Here is a 14,576-nt window from a genome sequence, read left to right on the forward strand (position 1 = left end):
TCGTAGCGTTCGGCGTAATGCAGGCTACAAGCCCGTCACTACCCCAACAATTCCATTCTCAGCGACTTCAGTGTTTGCGAATCAAGAACAATCTCGCGCGTATTGATCGATAAAGGCTGGGTATTCCGATGCTGAAGGCTGAATTGGCTCAAGCCCCCACCGACACCATCAAGAAATATCGCGTGGTGTTTGCCGAAGGCAATGGCGTCGCCTGGGATCAGGCACTGTCGTTCAATGCCCAGCAGGATATCGAAGTAACAAATGTTGACCGCTGGATTCGAGGATTCGAGAGAACCTGGTTTAAGACAACGCCTACGCGCCATCGAGCGCAGGTTACCTGTCCGATATCCCGATCGCTTGATGTCAGCGTTATGGATACCGGACAGGGAGTTTGATGCCTAGAAGTCGTCCTCCACCTTACCGTTCTTGACCTTGAACTCGCGGCTCTGCAAGAAGGCGTTGCGGATGAAGGTGTATTTATCGCCGGTGATCACTTTCTCGCCCGACAGGTAACTGGCGCGGGTGTCGACGGTCTCGACCGCGAAGGCGGTATTACGGGCAGGGATATCGTTCATGTAGCGGTACGGTGCGGTGTAGGTGTCCGGGTACTTGGCGATGCCATCGCGCACCGTGCTAGGCCCCAGCAACGGCAGCATCACGTACGGACCGGTCGGTACACCCCAGTGCCCGAGGGTCAAGCCGAAGTCTTCATCATTGCGCTGCAAGCCCATCTTGGTACCGACGTCGAAGAAGCCCGCCACACCCAGCGTGGTGTTCAACAGCAAACGAGCGGTGTCGACACCTGCGGCATGAGCTTTGCCCTGCAAAACATCGTTGGCAAAGTTACCAATGTCGCCGATGTTCCTGAACATGTTATGGATGCCGTCCTCCAGAAACTGCGGCGTGATGAACTGATACCCCTTCGCCAACGGCTTCAGTGTGTAGGTGTCGAGGGTGTCGTTGAAGCGGTAGATAACGCGATTGACGTCTTCCCACGGGTCGTCATCAGCCGCGTGAGCGGCGATGGGAACCAGAGCGGCCCCGGCAACGAAGCACAGCTGGGTCAGACGACTGGTAAGGCGTGCGCCGGTCACGGGCATAGCCGGAACTCCTGCGAAATGGGGGACGCTATGCTCAGCGACTCGAGCGAGTATAAGGCCTTCTGTCAGGATCTCAGGCAAAGTATTGGGCTGAAAATACTCGTACCCCTCCCCTTAAACGCTCTATACGTCATTGAGGCTGTGACCGGTCAGGCACGGATAGGCTATACAACAAGGCCGGCAGAAACACGAAGGTCGACAGCAGCACGGCGAACAGGCTCAGCAGCAACACCAGGCCCATGCTGGCTGTACCAGGATGGCGGGCGATGGCCAGGCAGCCGAACGCAGTGCCGGTGGTCAGCGCCGAAAACAAGATCGCGTGCGCGGTGGGCGATCCCAGGAACTGGCGCATGCCACTGCGCCAGTTCATCACGAAATAGACGTTGAAGGACACGCCGACGCCCAGCAACAACGGCAATGCAATGATGTTGGCGAAGTTGATCGACAGGCCGAGCAAGCGTATCAGCAGTGCCGTCAGCAAGGCCGACATCAACAAGGTAACCATCACCAGAACGGTGTCGCGGACCCGCCGCAGGGCCACCATCAGCACCACAGCGATGGCCAGCGTGGCATAGACAGCGGCCTGCTCAAACGCCTCCAGGACCGTGTCGGCCGACTTGACGGTATCGAACGCCGAGCCGACGGCCAGGGGTGCCACCGCATGAACCGCCTCGACGAACCGGCGTAGCCCGGCGGTCGTTTGCGCCTGATCGCCCGGCGTCAGTTGTATCCGCACCCGACCGTCGGCAGTAAACCAGTCACGTTTGAGTTCGTCCGGCAGCCGCTGCAGGGTGATGCGTTGAGCGGAAAGCGAGTCATTCAGCGCCTTGAACGTCTGCGGCAAAAACCGCGCCAGTGATTGGTTGGCCGCCAGCAGAACGCTGTCCGGTGCCTGCGCCAACCGGCCCAGTGACTGACCAATGTGCAGCAACGGCGCATTTGGCGGCACGTCGCCGGAGACGCTGGTAATCGCGGCGCTGGTGTCACGTGCAGTGGCGCGCAACTCGGCGACCGTGGCGGGCGGTCTCAGCGCGTGGGGACTCAGTACCGAATACATCAGGTCCGACGCCTGCTTGATCTGTTCGAGCTTGTCGTCCTGGCCCTCGGGAACGAAGTCCGAGCCTGAAACCACCTGCGCGACTTCGGGCAGCGCACCGAGACGTTCACTTAGACGGCGAGCGGTCGGTAGATCCGCCGCCAGCACGTTCAGGGTGAACGGGTTGGTGTTCGGGTCGTTCATCAGCGCGCTCAAGGTCTGCATGGCCTCGCTGTCCGCGCGCTTGGTATGCAGCGGATTGGCGTCGAAGGGCATGCTGACGGTGCTCCACAGGCCGGCCACCGCCAGCAACGCGAAAACCACCAGCACCGGCATCCGGCGATGTGCCAACCAGCTATCGGCCGCCGTGCCACCGGGCAGCACGACGTCAGTGTGCTGCGGTCCCTTTGCCAGCAGGCCCAGCAGCGCGGGCAATACCGTCAAGGTACACACCAGCGCCAACAGCATGCCGACGCCGGCGATGATGCCCAGTTCGGCCATGCCGCTGAAAGGGGTCGGTGCGAAGGCCAGGAAACCGCAGGCGGTTGCCGACGCGGCCAGGCCGATTTGCCCGCCGACCTGAAGGCCCGTTAGGTGCAGGGTGTCGGCGAAATCTCGGTCGCCGCGCTGCAGTGCCTGAAAGCGCACACCGAACTGGATACCAAAATCGACAGCAAGGCCAATGAACAGCACCGCGAAGGCAACCGAGACCAGGTTCAGGCGGCCAACCGCGAACGCGGCGAAGCCCAACGTGTAGACCAGGCCCACGGCCAGGGTCAGCAACACCGGCACAATCAGTCGCCAGGAACGCAGGGCCAATACCAGCCAGAAAATCACCAATAGCGCACTGCCGATGGTGATGGGTGCCGCTCGGTCGGTCAGGGAGCGAAACTCCTCATCGGACAATGGCACCGAACCGGTGTAATTCACTCGGACCCGCCCTGCTTTCACATCGGGCAGGTTGGCAACGATGTTCAGCATCGCCTGAGTGGCGTCCTGGCCAGGTTCGAGGGCATCGTGGTCGAGCACCGGTTGGATCAGCACCAGTTCCAGACCGCCGCTATGACCAACCAGCTGGGGTGTCAACAACGCCTGCCAGGACAACGGCGAAGCCTGCCCATTCAGGCTGTCGTCCAGAGTCTTGGCAATGTTGCCCAGCGCGGAATCGTAGGTTGAGAGGTAGTCGCCCATGCCGTAGCTCACGCCTTCGACCAGCATATTCAGGCCCTTGAGCAGGCCACGGGCGGAGGGATCGCTGGCCAGCGGATCCAGTAGCTGACTGCCCTGCACCATGCTGTCGAGGACGTCGAATAAATCACTGGACGACTGCAGCATCAAGCCTTCGCGGTCGAAGAATGGGCTGATGCCTGGCGTGGACACCGAGCGTATGTGGCGCGGGTCGGCCGCCAGACCATTGGCCAATGTGAGGGCATTTTCACGCGCCTCCTCCACCGTTGGTGCATGCACGACGGTGATGAGGGTATCGCTGAACTGCGGGAACAGGCCGGCGAACACCAGGCTCTGCTGACGCCACGGCAGGTCTGCGGAAAACAGGTGATCAGAATCCGTATCGATACTTAGGCGTGTGGCGGCGCCCATCAGACTCGCCGCCGCCAGCACTATCGCCAACAGCAGGACAATAACCGGGTGACGACCACTGGCATCCACCAGCCACACGATGCAGCGCTGCGCGATGCTGGTCATGACCAGCTTATTGCGTAGACGCCGAGTGCGACTGACGGACGCGGAGGATTCAGCGACGGCTTTTATCATGTCGTTGTACACCGCAAGGAGGTTCGCGCTTCCAGGTTCGGGCTGCCGTCGCGGCTGCGCGCAATGCACCGATGGCCCTGTTCATGCGTGATGAGAGTCCGGGCAAACCAGCCAGCAACCAGGGGCGGCGGGCCAAGGTCACGATCAGTTGCGGCACGCGGGGTCGACCCCAAGGATCAATCACAGCCTGCAACGCCTCGGGGAGTTCATCATCGCGTTCATCGATGACGGCCCTGAGCACGATGAATGGCAGATCGCGACTCGCCGCCACCGCCGCCACCGCCGCGCTTTCCATATCCACCGCCGCTGCGGTGTAGCGCTGCTGCGCGGCCATTTTTGCCGCGGCGGTGGAGAGCGGTCCGGGCAGGCTGAGCAAGGTGACATCAAACACCGTCGGCAATGCCGCGTCGGTCAGTCGCCGCTGCAATCGGTCGCGCCAAACAGGATCCACCGGGTAAATATGCCCCTGCTCGTCGAGTACGCTGTGCGGACAGAGCAACATGCCGGTGCGCAAGCTGCCATTCAGAGCACCGGCAACACCGAATGTCGCCAGCGCCTGAGCCCCGGCATCGGCCAAGGCCAGCGCCGCCTTGCGAGCAGCGTCCTGCCCCATGCCGCTGAGCCACAGACCGCAGCCCTCTGACAGGGGCACGATGCAGTCGGGGTGTACTGTCTGGGTCGTCAACGCAGCCGCTTCAGCCTTCAATGCCACCACGATACCCAGCGAGTGCAGTCTCACCTTTGCGCCCTTGACTGGCTGAGCAGGTGTCGAAAACGGGCCAACGCGTACAGCGGGAAATACGCAGCGTAGCCGTGATATTTGAGGTAATACACCCGTGGAAAACCGGGTGCGTTGTGCGAGGGATGAGACCAGAGTCCTTCATGCTGCTGGCAGGCGAGCAGCCATTGGATGCCGCTGCGCACCGAATCGGACTTGACCTCGCCCATCGCCAGCTGGGCCAACACCGCCCACGCGGTCGAGTGAGGTGTACTGACGCCACCGTTGGTGCCGGCCAGGCTCGGGTCGATGTAGCTGTCATTGCTCTCGCCCCACCCGCCGTCATCGTGCTGCCGCGTGCGCAGCCAGTCCACGGACTTGCGCAAATAAGGTTGCTGGAGATCCTCACCTGCCAGCGCCAGTCCAGACAGCGCGCTCCAGGTGCCGTAGATGTAATTGTTGCCCCACCGCCCCCACCAACTGCCGTCGGCCCGCTGGGTGGCGCGCAGATAATCGACGCAGCGACGCAGGCCGCCACGGTCCTGATCGCGCCCCAGCACGCCGAGGCACGCGGCCACACGGCCAGAGACATCCTCGGTCGGCGGGTCAAGCAGTGCGCCATGGTCGGCGAAGGGAATCGCGTTGAGGTAGTAATACGTGTTGTCTGCGTCGAAGGCCGCAAAGCCACCGTTCTTCGACTGCAAGGCCAGCATCCAGTCCGTGGCCCGATCGATGCTCTGGCGATAGTGTCCGGGCTGACCGCAGCGGCGATCCAGCACGTGCAACAACGCCGCCACCAACGCGGTGTCGTCAATGTCGGGGTAGTAGGCGTTGGCGTACTGAAAGGCCCAGCCACCCGGCGCCGCCCGGGGTGAACGCGCCACCCAGTCGCCCTTGCATTCCAGCTCCTGTCGCTGCACCAGCCAGTCGCAGGCCCGCACGATGGCCGCCTCGGTCGCCGTGTTGTCATCGCTGTGAATCAAGGCCATTGCACTCCAGCCGGTATCCCACACCGGCGAAACGCATGGCTGGCAATACGCTGATCCGTCGGCGCGATGGACGACCAGTTTTTGGATCGAACGCAAACACGTATGCCGGGCCGGGTGATCCTTGGGGTAGCCGAGCAGGATCATCGCTTCGTAGCTATTGACCATCGGCGGAAAAATGGCCCCGAGGCCATCCTCGCCATTCAAGCGCGGCAGGAACCAGGCTTCCGCCTTGCGGATTGCACGCCGGCGCAGCCCCCCCGGCATCCAGCGATCGAGTCCGCGCCCCAGCTTGTCCAGCCCGAGGAACAGCCGGTTCAACAGGCCACCACGGAGAAAATAGTTACGCTCCTGTTCCGGCGGGGTAACGAACAGCTCACGAATACTGACTCGCCCGGGATTGATCGCACGGGCCTTGAGCGAACAGAGGATGGTCAAGGGCACCAGGGTCGTCCGTGCCCAGTATGAGGTCTTCTCGATGTGCAGAGGCGCCCAGCGCGGAAACAACATGATCTCGACCGGCAAATAAGGGACCGCGCGCCAGGGCACCTGCTCGAACATCGCCAGCAGGATGCGCGTAAACACATTGGTTTTGGCGGCGCCACCCAGCGCCAGTATCGCTTCCCGGGCACGGCACAGGTGTGGCGTATCGAGCGCGTCGCCAGCGACCTTGAGTGCGTAATACGCCTTGACCGTGCACGACAGATCGATCGCACCGCCCACATACTGTGGCCACCCGCCATGGCCCTCGAGGACCTGAGTCGAACGCAGGTAGCGGGCCATCTTTTCCTGCAATACCTCGTCGATCTCATCCGTGAAATGCATCATCAGGATGTATTCGGCGGTGATCGTGCAGTCGGACTCCAGCTCGAAACACCAGTGGCCATCAGCACGTTGACGTGCCAACAGCGCAGCACGCGCACGGGCAATGGCCGAATCCAACACAGTGGTTTCGGGTACCCGCGCGCTGTTGCCAACGACAGCGTCAATAGAGGCGGAACACTCCCTCATGGCTGCACATCATCGGTGTCGGTGGAGGTGCACCAGATCGTTTCGGTGCAATAGGGAATGGCACTTTTCGGCCAATTGATTTTCCCCCCCGAGGGGGCATTCCACTCTGCAGACAGCAGTGTCAATGGAAGCTTGCGGGCGGCCGTTTCGAACAGCCAGCGCAAACCGCTGTTGGAGTTCCCACTCAATCGGGTGAGCGCGATGATACTGGCCACCGTTTTGTGTGAGATCTTGACTTGCTCACCGGCGCGAAAATTGAGGTTTTGCTGCAACTTGCGCAGCGTCATGACGGCCAGGCCGATGCTCCACAGGCAAAAACGGCGGAACCCCGCCTGCTCGATCGGAATGGCCAGCGTGTACTCCAGCGCGTTGCGCAGGTGGGCATGGGCCACGCCGATCAATTCGGACATCGCCCCCTTCTGACCCTCCTGACCCTCCTGACCCGCCTGCATGTCTGCCAGATGCACGCCATACCGGGCGAAGACATCCTGTGGCAGCCAGCACACGCCATGGCTGTAGTCTTCCCATTGGTCCTTGAGGATATTGGTCATCTGCAGGCCCTGGCCGAAGGACACCGCCAGACGCATCAGCCGCTCCCGTTGGCTGGCCACGGAAGGATCGAAATCGATGAGCAACTCGGTGAGCATTTCGCCCACCACGCCGGCCACGCAGTAGCAGTAGCAATCCAGATCGCGCAGCGTTTCCAGTCCTTGCTGCCCCACGCAGCACTGAAAGTCGCGCATGCCGTGGGACATGATTTTCAGGCATTTGATAATCGCCAGGCGCTGCGCTGGCTTCAAGTCCTGAGTGACTTGCAGCACCAGCGGCAACTGGCTGACCAGCTCGCGCTCGGCCAGCAAGGTCTCCTGTGAAAACAGCGGCGCCAGTTCGGCCGCGAAGCGCTGCGGGTCGATGCGGCCAGTGACGGCATCGATGAACCCATCCTCGTAACGCAACTTCTGCTCGGCAGACAGGGCCGGCTCGTCTTCGATGGTGTCGGCGACACGGCATAGCAGGTACGCATTGGTGACTGCACGGCGTAAGGCCGGCGGCAATTGGGGAATGGTGAGTGCAAAGGTTCTGGATACTTTGGGCAGAATGGCGTTTTGGTATGCGTCGGCAGCGCTTTCGGTGGCCTCAGTGGCCGGCTGGGATTCGATCATAGGCATGCCTTAGCCTTCCTCTTTTTGTAGAGTTAGGGACGGTCGGAAATAGCCCCCGACCGAAAAACAAGGGCGCGCCTATCAGACGCGGCCAATGTCACGCTTCCGAAATCAGTGTTCTACCCCCAAGGATGCGATGCGAGGCGTTTGCCTGCCTGGCAGACGCGCCTGAACCCTGTTGCTCAGGGCTCTCTTTTCGCACAATCCTCTGGCAACAATATAGTAGGAAAATTTGGTCCATACTGAAAAACGAACTGTTTGGAAATTTCAGTATCCTCTTCCCACAGCAAGCTCTGGCAGAGAACTCAAGGATTATTTACCGATGGTAGTGCCGTGAAAATACTGGTGAGCGGAGCCACTGGCTTTGTCGGCTCGGCCGTAGTGCGACGCCTCCTGCGAGATGACCACCATGTTCGGGTGCTGGTGCGGGCGACCTCGGATCGTCGCAACCTGCACAATCTGAATGTGCAAGTCATCGAAGGGGATCTCACCCAACCGACTTCGCTGCAGCGCGCCTGTGATGACTGCGACGCTCTGTTCCACGTGGCGGCCGATTACCGACTGTGGGCGCCAATTCCCGCGCAGCTCTATCAGACCAACGTCGACGGCACGCGGGCAATACTCGAAGCGGCCAGGCTGGCTGGTGTGCCACGTATCGTCTATACCAGTAGCGTCGCCACCCTTGGCAATCCCGGGGATGGCCGCCCCGGTGACGAGAACACCTCGGTGACACTGGGCGACATGATCGGACACTACAAGCGTTCCAAGTTCCTCGCCGAGGCGCTGGTCCGGGAGCTTGCCGCCGAGGGGCTGCCGGTGGTGATCGTCAACCCCTCGTCCCCGATCGGACCGCGCGACATCAAACCCACCCCCACCGGCCGGATCGTGCGCGACGCCATCGCGGGGCGCTTGCCCGCCTACGTCGATACCGGCCTCAACGTCGTGCATGTGGACGATGTCGCGGAGGGCCACTGGCTGGCGTTCCAGCGTGGCGTGGTGGGCGAACGCTATATCCTGGGTGGCCATAATCTCAGCCTGCGCGACCTGTTGATCGAGATCGCCGACATTGCCGGGCGGGCTCCGCCGCGCTGGCGATTGCCGCATGCCGTGGTCATGCCGGTGGCTCATCTGGCAGAAGCCTGGGCACGGCTGACCGGCACCCAGCCGATTGCCACCGTGGAGGAAGTTCGCATGTCCAAAAAACGCATGTTCTTCTCCAGCGCCAAGGCCGAGCGCGAGCTCGGTTATGCCCCAGGCCCTGCCCGCCTGGCACTGGAAGATGCGGTCAGGTGGTTCGAGCAGCACCGGTAGCCATCAACGCATGAACCGGCGTGCCAGACGCGCGAGTCCCGGTACAAAGGTCGGACGCAGCAAGCGCTTATCGTAGCCGTCCATCCGCCGCCGATCCTCGGCTAGACACAGGTCCAGCAACTCGGGCAACTTGAGATCCAGGCCGATCTGCTGATGCCCGGTGAGGGTGAAGTTGGCGTCCTGCATTTCGTCGTTGCTGTCCAGCCCCTTGGCGATGCCGATGCGCTCCCAGATCAGGAAAGCCCAGACGCGAGCAACCTTGAACTCAAAGGCCACGCGTCGCCACCACGGCAACTGACGCCGGTACCAGGCGACCCAGTTGGCGAAAAACAGGATGTGCCGGGCCTCCTCCTGGATCACCGGTTCGAAGGTGTCCACCAGTTCCGCCGGAAAGTAACCGGTCAGCTTGGCCGACTCGAACAGGCCAAAGGCAAAGAAACTGTCGATGCACTCGCTGTAGCCGGTCACCAGCCACCCCCATTCGGGGTCCTTGGGCACCAGATAGTCCGGTTCCGGCTCCAGGGGAATGCCGTAGGCCTCGACCAGTTTGCCGAGCACCACCTTGTGGCGCGCTTCTTCGCCGCCATCCATGTTCAGCGCCTCACGCAGCAGCGGGTCCTTCACCGTATTGGAGTAGGTCTGCACTTGCAGCTGCGCGCGCCCCTCGGTCTGCACGGCGATGTCCCAGATCGGCAGTGACGTAATGCGCTGCAACACGTCGGGGCTCAGTTCGGGCCAGACCATTACCGCGGGCTTGTAGGGATTGTGGGTGTCCAGCAGCATGCGACAGAACAATCGCTTATGCGCCTCGGAGCCGATCCTGATCCGGCCGGGCTCCTCGCCCCGCCAGTGGCGCATGGCGTGATCGGCAGCGTCTGTGAGGGCATTGCCAAGCATCGGACATTCTCCTCTCGTCACTCAACGCTATAAACAGTCGGGCATCATTGCGCAGCTTGATCGCACTGCCGTCCTGCCTGACGGCGCACTTCCATCCAGTGCCAGTAAATCAGCGCCGGCACGCCAACCCCCACCTCGCGCATGCGCTTGACCAGTGACAGCGCCAGACTGACATCAGGCGGAACTCCTATCATGCTGCCGAACAGGATCAGACCGCCCTCCTGCACCCCCAGACCGGCGGGCACGATGAAGATGATGTGGCGCAGGGCCTGGGTCACCGCTTCGATGGCGATGGCATCCCAAACGCTGATCGAATAACCCAGCAGGTGCAGCGCCAGCCAGGTCTCGACGCTGCCCAGCAAGAACCCGGCAAACTGCCAGGCACCGGCGCCGATCAGCCGCATCGGGCTGGCACAAAGCGCGCGAATATCCTGGTCCAGATTAGAACCGTCGATCAGTTCGGTCAGGCGATTGCGACCGCCAAGGACTTTCTCCGCCACCCCCTCCAGACGCGAGAACACCTGGCCGTGGCGCAGCAACATGAACAACCCGAACGGCAGCGGCAAGCTGGCGGCCAAGGCAATCAACAGCGAGTCCAGCGCGCCCACCTGATGGGTCAACGCAATCAGCAACACGATGCCCAGCGCGGTGAATAGGTACTGGTTGACCAGGGTCAGCAAGACTTCGATGACGATGCTGGCGGTGGCGGCTGCACCGTCGATGCCGCGCCATTTGACCAGCCGGATGCCGACGATCTCGCCGCCGATGTTAACCACCGGCAAGAGTCGGTTACAGGCTTCGCGAATGGCGGCGATCCAGAACAGGGCCCAGACACCGGCGCGTCGTTGCGGGTCACGCGGTGCCAGCAGCATGCGCCAGCCCAGTACATCCAGCAGCAACGGCAATGCATGAAAAGGCAGCAGCCACAGCAAGGCCCAGCCGGCATGGTCGAGGGCACCGAGAATGGCGGCCCCGTCCTCATGCACCACCATATAAATGATTGCCGCCAGCCCAAGCAGCCCGGCAAGGTAGCTGAGCCGTTTCATGCTGCAGCCGCCGCCGGATCGCAGAAACCGTGGCACAACTGGCAGCAACCTTCGATGGCGCTGCGCACCCGTGGTGACAACAGCGCCGCCAGTTCGTCGGCATGGCGGTAGTCGGCCATGCCGGCCGTCAACCCGCCGTGAACCGCCGGGTGCAAATACAATTCCGAAAGACCGCTGGGCAACTGCTGCAACATCTCCAGCAGCACGCCCTCGTCCATGCCGCCGGTGTGCCGAAGGCCAAAGACATGATCGTTATAGATCACCCCGGCCCGCTCCAGGCGCTGGCGCATCAAGCCCAGCCAAGGGCGCAGCCACGGTCCCATGCCTGGCTCGGCGGGCAGCCGCACGGCGTGCAGTCCGAAGTCTCGGCCAATAGAGAGCAACAGTGATAAGACGGTCGGATGCAGATGGAAATGCTTGTGCGCATTGACGTGGTCTAGCGTCAAGCCGGTCGCCGCGAAGGCCTCGAACTGGGCGCGGATCTCGGCGGCCAGTTGGCGCCGTACACGGGGCAGGAAAAAAAACCGGAAGCCGTTGCGCACCATGGCGCTGTCGAACCAGCCTTGGGCATTCACCAGATCAGGAATACTCGCCGTTGGCAGCATGGCCTTGCCGTCAGCCAGTACCAAGTGCAGGCCAATGGCAAGACCGGGCATACGTCGGGCACGGTCGACGGCATCGGCCGCTGCGGGCGCCGCCACCATCAAGCTGGCGGCCCGCAACACCCCTTCTCGATACGCCTGTTCGACAGCCTCGTTGACCGCCGTGTGCAGCCCAAAGTCGTCCGCGGTGACGATCAGGCGCGGCCGCCCGACACGCATCGCGCTCAAGCCTCGTGCTCGCGCAGGAAGCGGAAGAACTCCACTCCCTCACGCAGGCGGCGCTTCGTCATGTCCCAGCTACCCAGCATTTCTTTAACGATCTCCCAGATCTTCGAGGGCCGGAAGTAGAAGCTTCGGTAGAAGGTCTCGATGCCGTGGAAAATATCTTCTTTGGACAGGTGCGGGTAACTGATCAGCGCCAGCTGTACGCCTTTCTCGTTGACCAGGTTCATGTCCCGGTTGGGTTGCAACCAACCGTTCTCCACCGCCTGCTTGTACAGCGTGGTGCCAGGGTACGGTGCCGCCAGCGACACCTGGACGGTGTGCGGATTGATCTCTTTGGCGAAGGCGATGGTCTTGGCGATGGTTTCCTTGGTCTCGCCGGGCAGGCCAAGGATGAAGGTACCGTGCACCTGAATGCCCAGCTTGCGACAGTTTTCAGTGAAGGTCCGCGCGATATCGGTCCGCAGGCCCTTTTTGATGTTGTGCAGTATCTGGTCGTCGCCGGACTCGTAGCCTACCAGCAGCAAACGCAGGCCGTTGTCCTTCATGATCTTCAGCGAGGAGTAAGGTACGTTGGCCTTGGCGTTGCAACTCCAGGTCCAACCCAACGCGTGCAGGCCCCGGGCAATCTCGTGCACGCGGTCCATGTTGGAACTGTCGGTGAAGGTGTCGTCGTCGAACATCAGCTCCTTGACTTCGCGCATGTTCTCCTTGATCCACTTCGCCTCGGCGATCACGTTGGCGGCCGAGCGAACGCGGTAGCGATGGCCGCCGACGGTCTGTGGCCAGAGGCAGAACGTGCACTTGGAGCGGCAGCCGCGGCCGGTGTAAATGGACACGTAAGGGTGTTTCAGATAGCCAATGAAGTAGCGGTCGATCTTCAGGTCGCGTTGGTAGACGGGCGCCACGAACGGCAATTCGTCCATGTTCTCGATTATTACCCGCGGCGGGTTGTGCTGCACACTGCCATCGGCGAGCTTGTAGCTGATGCCGGTGACGTCCTTGAACGCCCGGCCCTCGGCAATTTCCTTGCAGGTGAAGTCAAACTCCTCGCGCGCCACGAAATCGATCGCCGGCGAGGCAGTCAGTGAATCAGAGGGATCGACCGCCACTTTGGCGCCGACCATGCCGATCAGGATCTCGGGACGGCGCGCCTTCAGCAGTTCGGCGAATTTGGCATCGGTGGGGAACGAAGGTGTGCTGGTATGGATGATCACCAGCTCATATTCGGCGGCAATCGTCAGCGATTCCTCCACCGTGAGCTCTTCCACCGGCGCATCCAGCAAACGTGAGCCGGGCACCAGCGCGGCGGGCTGGGCCAGCCAGGTGGGGTACCAAAAGCTCTTGATCTCGCGTTTGGCCTGATAACGTGAACCGGCACCACCGTCAAAACCGTCGAAGGACGGCGCCTGCAGAAAAAGCGTCTTCATAGGAATTATTAGCTCCAACGGTCACTGGACCGAGATTTGCCAACCGCCTGCGAACGCACTACAGAAAATCACGGTCAACTATAGCGTATGGGTCCGCCCTTGCGCGCATGCAGAACGTTGCCGCGCCACTTCACCCGCCGACCGGTCAGGGCCACTGCCCACTCCATTAATAGCAGCAGGTCGCGCAAGGGGGTAAACGGCACGCAATACCAGGGTGTCGATAGGCGTCTGACGTTGCGCCCGAGAAAAAACTGCGCAACCCGCGCAACACCCGCGACCACCGCCAGGCAGACGTTCAGCGTCGAAGGCGCCAGCGTAAGACCCACCAGCGACACCGGCCAGGTGAAACAGACAACGCTCATCGCAAAGCCGCCTGGCGAGATGGAACGGATGGTCCGCAGCCAACGCAGTTCGTGCATCCATAGCTCGCTCAGGCGGGTTTCGCTGACTTCAGTGCCCACCCATACCTCCGACAGCACGGTCCGCAACCCGGCTTCCCGGGTCAGCTGGCCCAACCAGAAATCATCGGCCAAGGTATCGCGCAACACCTCGAAGCCGCCGACGGCTTGCAACGTTTCGCGGCGCAGCGCGATCGTCGAGCCGAACGCGAAACGCCTGGAGCCGAAGGCATGCGCCAGGCAGACCGAAGGTGCAAACCAGTCGTCAATGAAAAGGCAGCCCAGACGCGACCAGAACCCGCCCTGCGGGACTCCGTGATATAGGCAGGTGACGATTCCCACACTTGGGTCCGCCAACGGCGCCGTCACCCGCGACAAATAATCCGCAGGCACACTGATATCGCTGTCGGCCAGCACCAGCCAGTCGTGACGGACCAGCGGCATCATGTTCAGCAGGTTGCTGACTTTCAAATTGACGCCCTGCACGCGGGGATCGACGACCAGGTCAATGGCCAGCTGCGGGAATTCCGCGCACAGCCTCTGCACCACAGCAATGGCGGGGTCCTGAGGCTCGCGCACACCGAATATCAATTGATCACCCGAGCGGATCTGCTGACAGAATCCGCGCAAGTTTTCGTACAGCCGCGGTTCGGCGCCATGCAAGGGCTTGAGCACAGACACCGGGTGCGCCCGCCCACCGACGCCCGTCAGAGGAGTCGGTGCGCGAAGGTGCTTGAGCACAGCGCCCAAGGCGACGACGGCATAGCCGGCGGCGGCAACGACCAATCCGCTGCCCAACCAGGTGGCGAACGTGCTGACGAAGTAAGGGGTCGGCATGTGGGGTTGATTACAACAATTGCTCGTTGATAGCAATCGACGTTAG

General features: G+C 61.9%; 12 protein-coding genes. 2 read left to right on the forward strand and 10 right to left on the reverse strand.

The window, feature by feature from the left end; genetic code table 11:
* Window positions 1–128: 128 nt before the first annotated feature.
* On the forward strand, window positions 129–395 hold the full coding sequence (locus tag AC07W5_RS16805; protein WP_495023863.1) for a hypothetical protein: 267 nt from the start codon (window positions 129–131) through the stop codon (window positions 393–395).
* Window positions 396–398: 3 nt separating this feature from the next.
* Here AC07W5_RS16805 and AC07W5_RS16810 read toward each other — a convergent pair whose 3' ends face one another.
* The 5 genes from AC07W5_RS16810 to AC07W5_RS16830 all read right to left on the reverse strand — a co-directional run bounded on the left by AC07W5_RS16810 (window position 399) and on the right by AC07W5_RS16830 (window position 7,793).
* Entirely contained in the window at window positions 399–1,100 is a 702-nt protein-coding gene (locus tag AC07W5_RS16810) for an MlaA family lipoprotein (RefSeq protein ID WP_495023864.1), read from the reverse strand.
* Window positions 1,101–1,230: 130 nt separating this feature from the next.
* Entirely contained in the window at window positions 1,231–3,840 is a 2,610-nt protein-coding gene (locus AC07W5_RS16815) for an MMPL family transporter (protein WP_495023865.1), read from the reverse strand.
* Window positions 3,841–3,889: 49 nt separating this feature from the next.
* Window positions 3,890–4,648: a phosphorylase family protein gene (locus tag AC07W5_RS16820; RefSeq protein WP_494992905.1), complete on the reverse strand. Its 759-nt coding sequence runs from the start codon at window positions 4,646–4,648 to the stop codon at window positions 3,890–3,892.
* Window positions 4,645–6,624 (reverse strand): squalene--hopene cyclase, encoded by a 1,980-nt coding sequence (shc, locus tag AC07W5_RS16825; RefSeq protein WP_495023866.1) that lies wholly within the window; start codon window positions 6,622–6,624, stop codon window positions 4,645–4,647. Before shc ends, AC07W5_RS16820 begins: the two co-directional genes overlap by 4 nt.
* Complete coding sequence (locus AC07W5_RS16830; RefSeq protein ID WP_495023867.1) at window positions 6,621–7,793, reverse strand: phytoene/squalene synthase family protein; 1,173 nt, start codon at window positions 7,791–7,793, stop codon at window positions 6,621–6,623. The genes shc and AC07W5_RS16830 overlap by 4 nt, the downstream gene beginning before the upstream one ends.
* A gap of 327 nt (window positions 7,794–8,120) precedes the next feature.
* Here AC07W5_RS16830 and hpnA point away from each other — a divergent pair, with 327 nt between their 5' ends.
* A complete protein-coding gene (gene hpnA / locus AC07W5_RS16835) occupies window positions 8,121–9,098 on the forward strand; it encodes a hopanoid-associated sugar epimerase (protein ID WP_495023868.1) in 978 nt (325 codons plus the stop codon).
* 3 nt (window positions 9,099–9,101) lie between these two features.
* Here hpnA and AC07W5_RS16840 read toward each other — a convergent pair whose 3' ends face one another.
* The 5 genes from AC07W5_RS16840 to hpnI form a co-directional block, all read right to left on the reverse strand.
* Window positions 9,102–9,995, reverse strand: a complete 894-nt coding sequence (locus AC07W5_RS16840) for a ferritin-like domain-containing protein (protein ID WP_495023869.1) — start codon at window positions 9,993–9,995, stop codon at window positions 9,102–9,104.
* Window positions 9,996–10,039: 44 nt separating this feature from the next.
* On the reverse strand, window positions 10,040–11,041 hold the full coding sequence (locus tag AC07W5_RS16845; RefSeq protein WP_494992900.1) for a lysylphosphatidylglycerol synthase domain-containing protein: 1,002 nt from the start codon (window positions 11,039–11,041) through the stop codon (window positions 10,040–10,042).
* Window positions 11,038–11,862 (reverse strand): hopanoid biosynthesis-associated protein HpnK, encoded by an 825-nt coding sequence (gene hpnK / locus AC07W5_RS16850; protein WP_494993091.1) that lies wholly within the window; start codon window positions 11,860–11,862, stop codon window positions 11,038–11,040. The genes AC07W5_RS16845 and hpnK overlap by 4 nt, the downstream gene beginning before the upstream one ends.
* 5 nt (window positions 11,863–11,867) lie before the next feature.
* Window positions 11,868–13,295 carry a hopanoid biosynthesis associated radical SAM protein HpnJ gene (gene hpnJ / locus AC07W5_RS16855; protein WP_494992899.1) on the reverse strand — a complete coding sequence of 476 codons (1,428 nt, stop codon included), beginning with the start codon at window positions 13,293–13,295 and terminating at the stop codon, window positions 11,868–11,870.
* A 74-nt stretch (window positions 13,296–13,369) separates the two neighbouring features.
* The gene (gene hpnI, locus AC07W5_RS16860; protein ID WP_495023870.1) at window positions 13,370–14,530 is read right to left on the reverse strand and encodes a bacteriohopanetetrol glucosamine biosynthesis glycosyltransferase HpnI; all 1,161 of its coding nucleotides are present in this window, start codon (window positions 14,528–14,530) and stop codon (window positions 13,370–13,372) included.
* Between the last annotated feature and the right edge of the window lie 46 nt (window positions 14,531–14,576).

The organism is Pseudomonas sp. GW821-FHT01E05 (assembly GCF_059422425.1).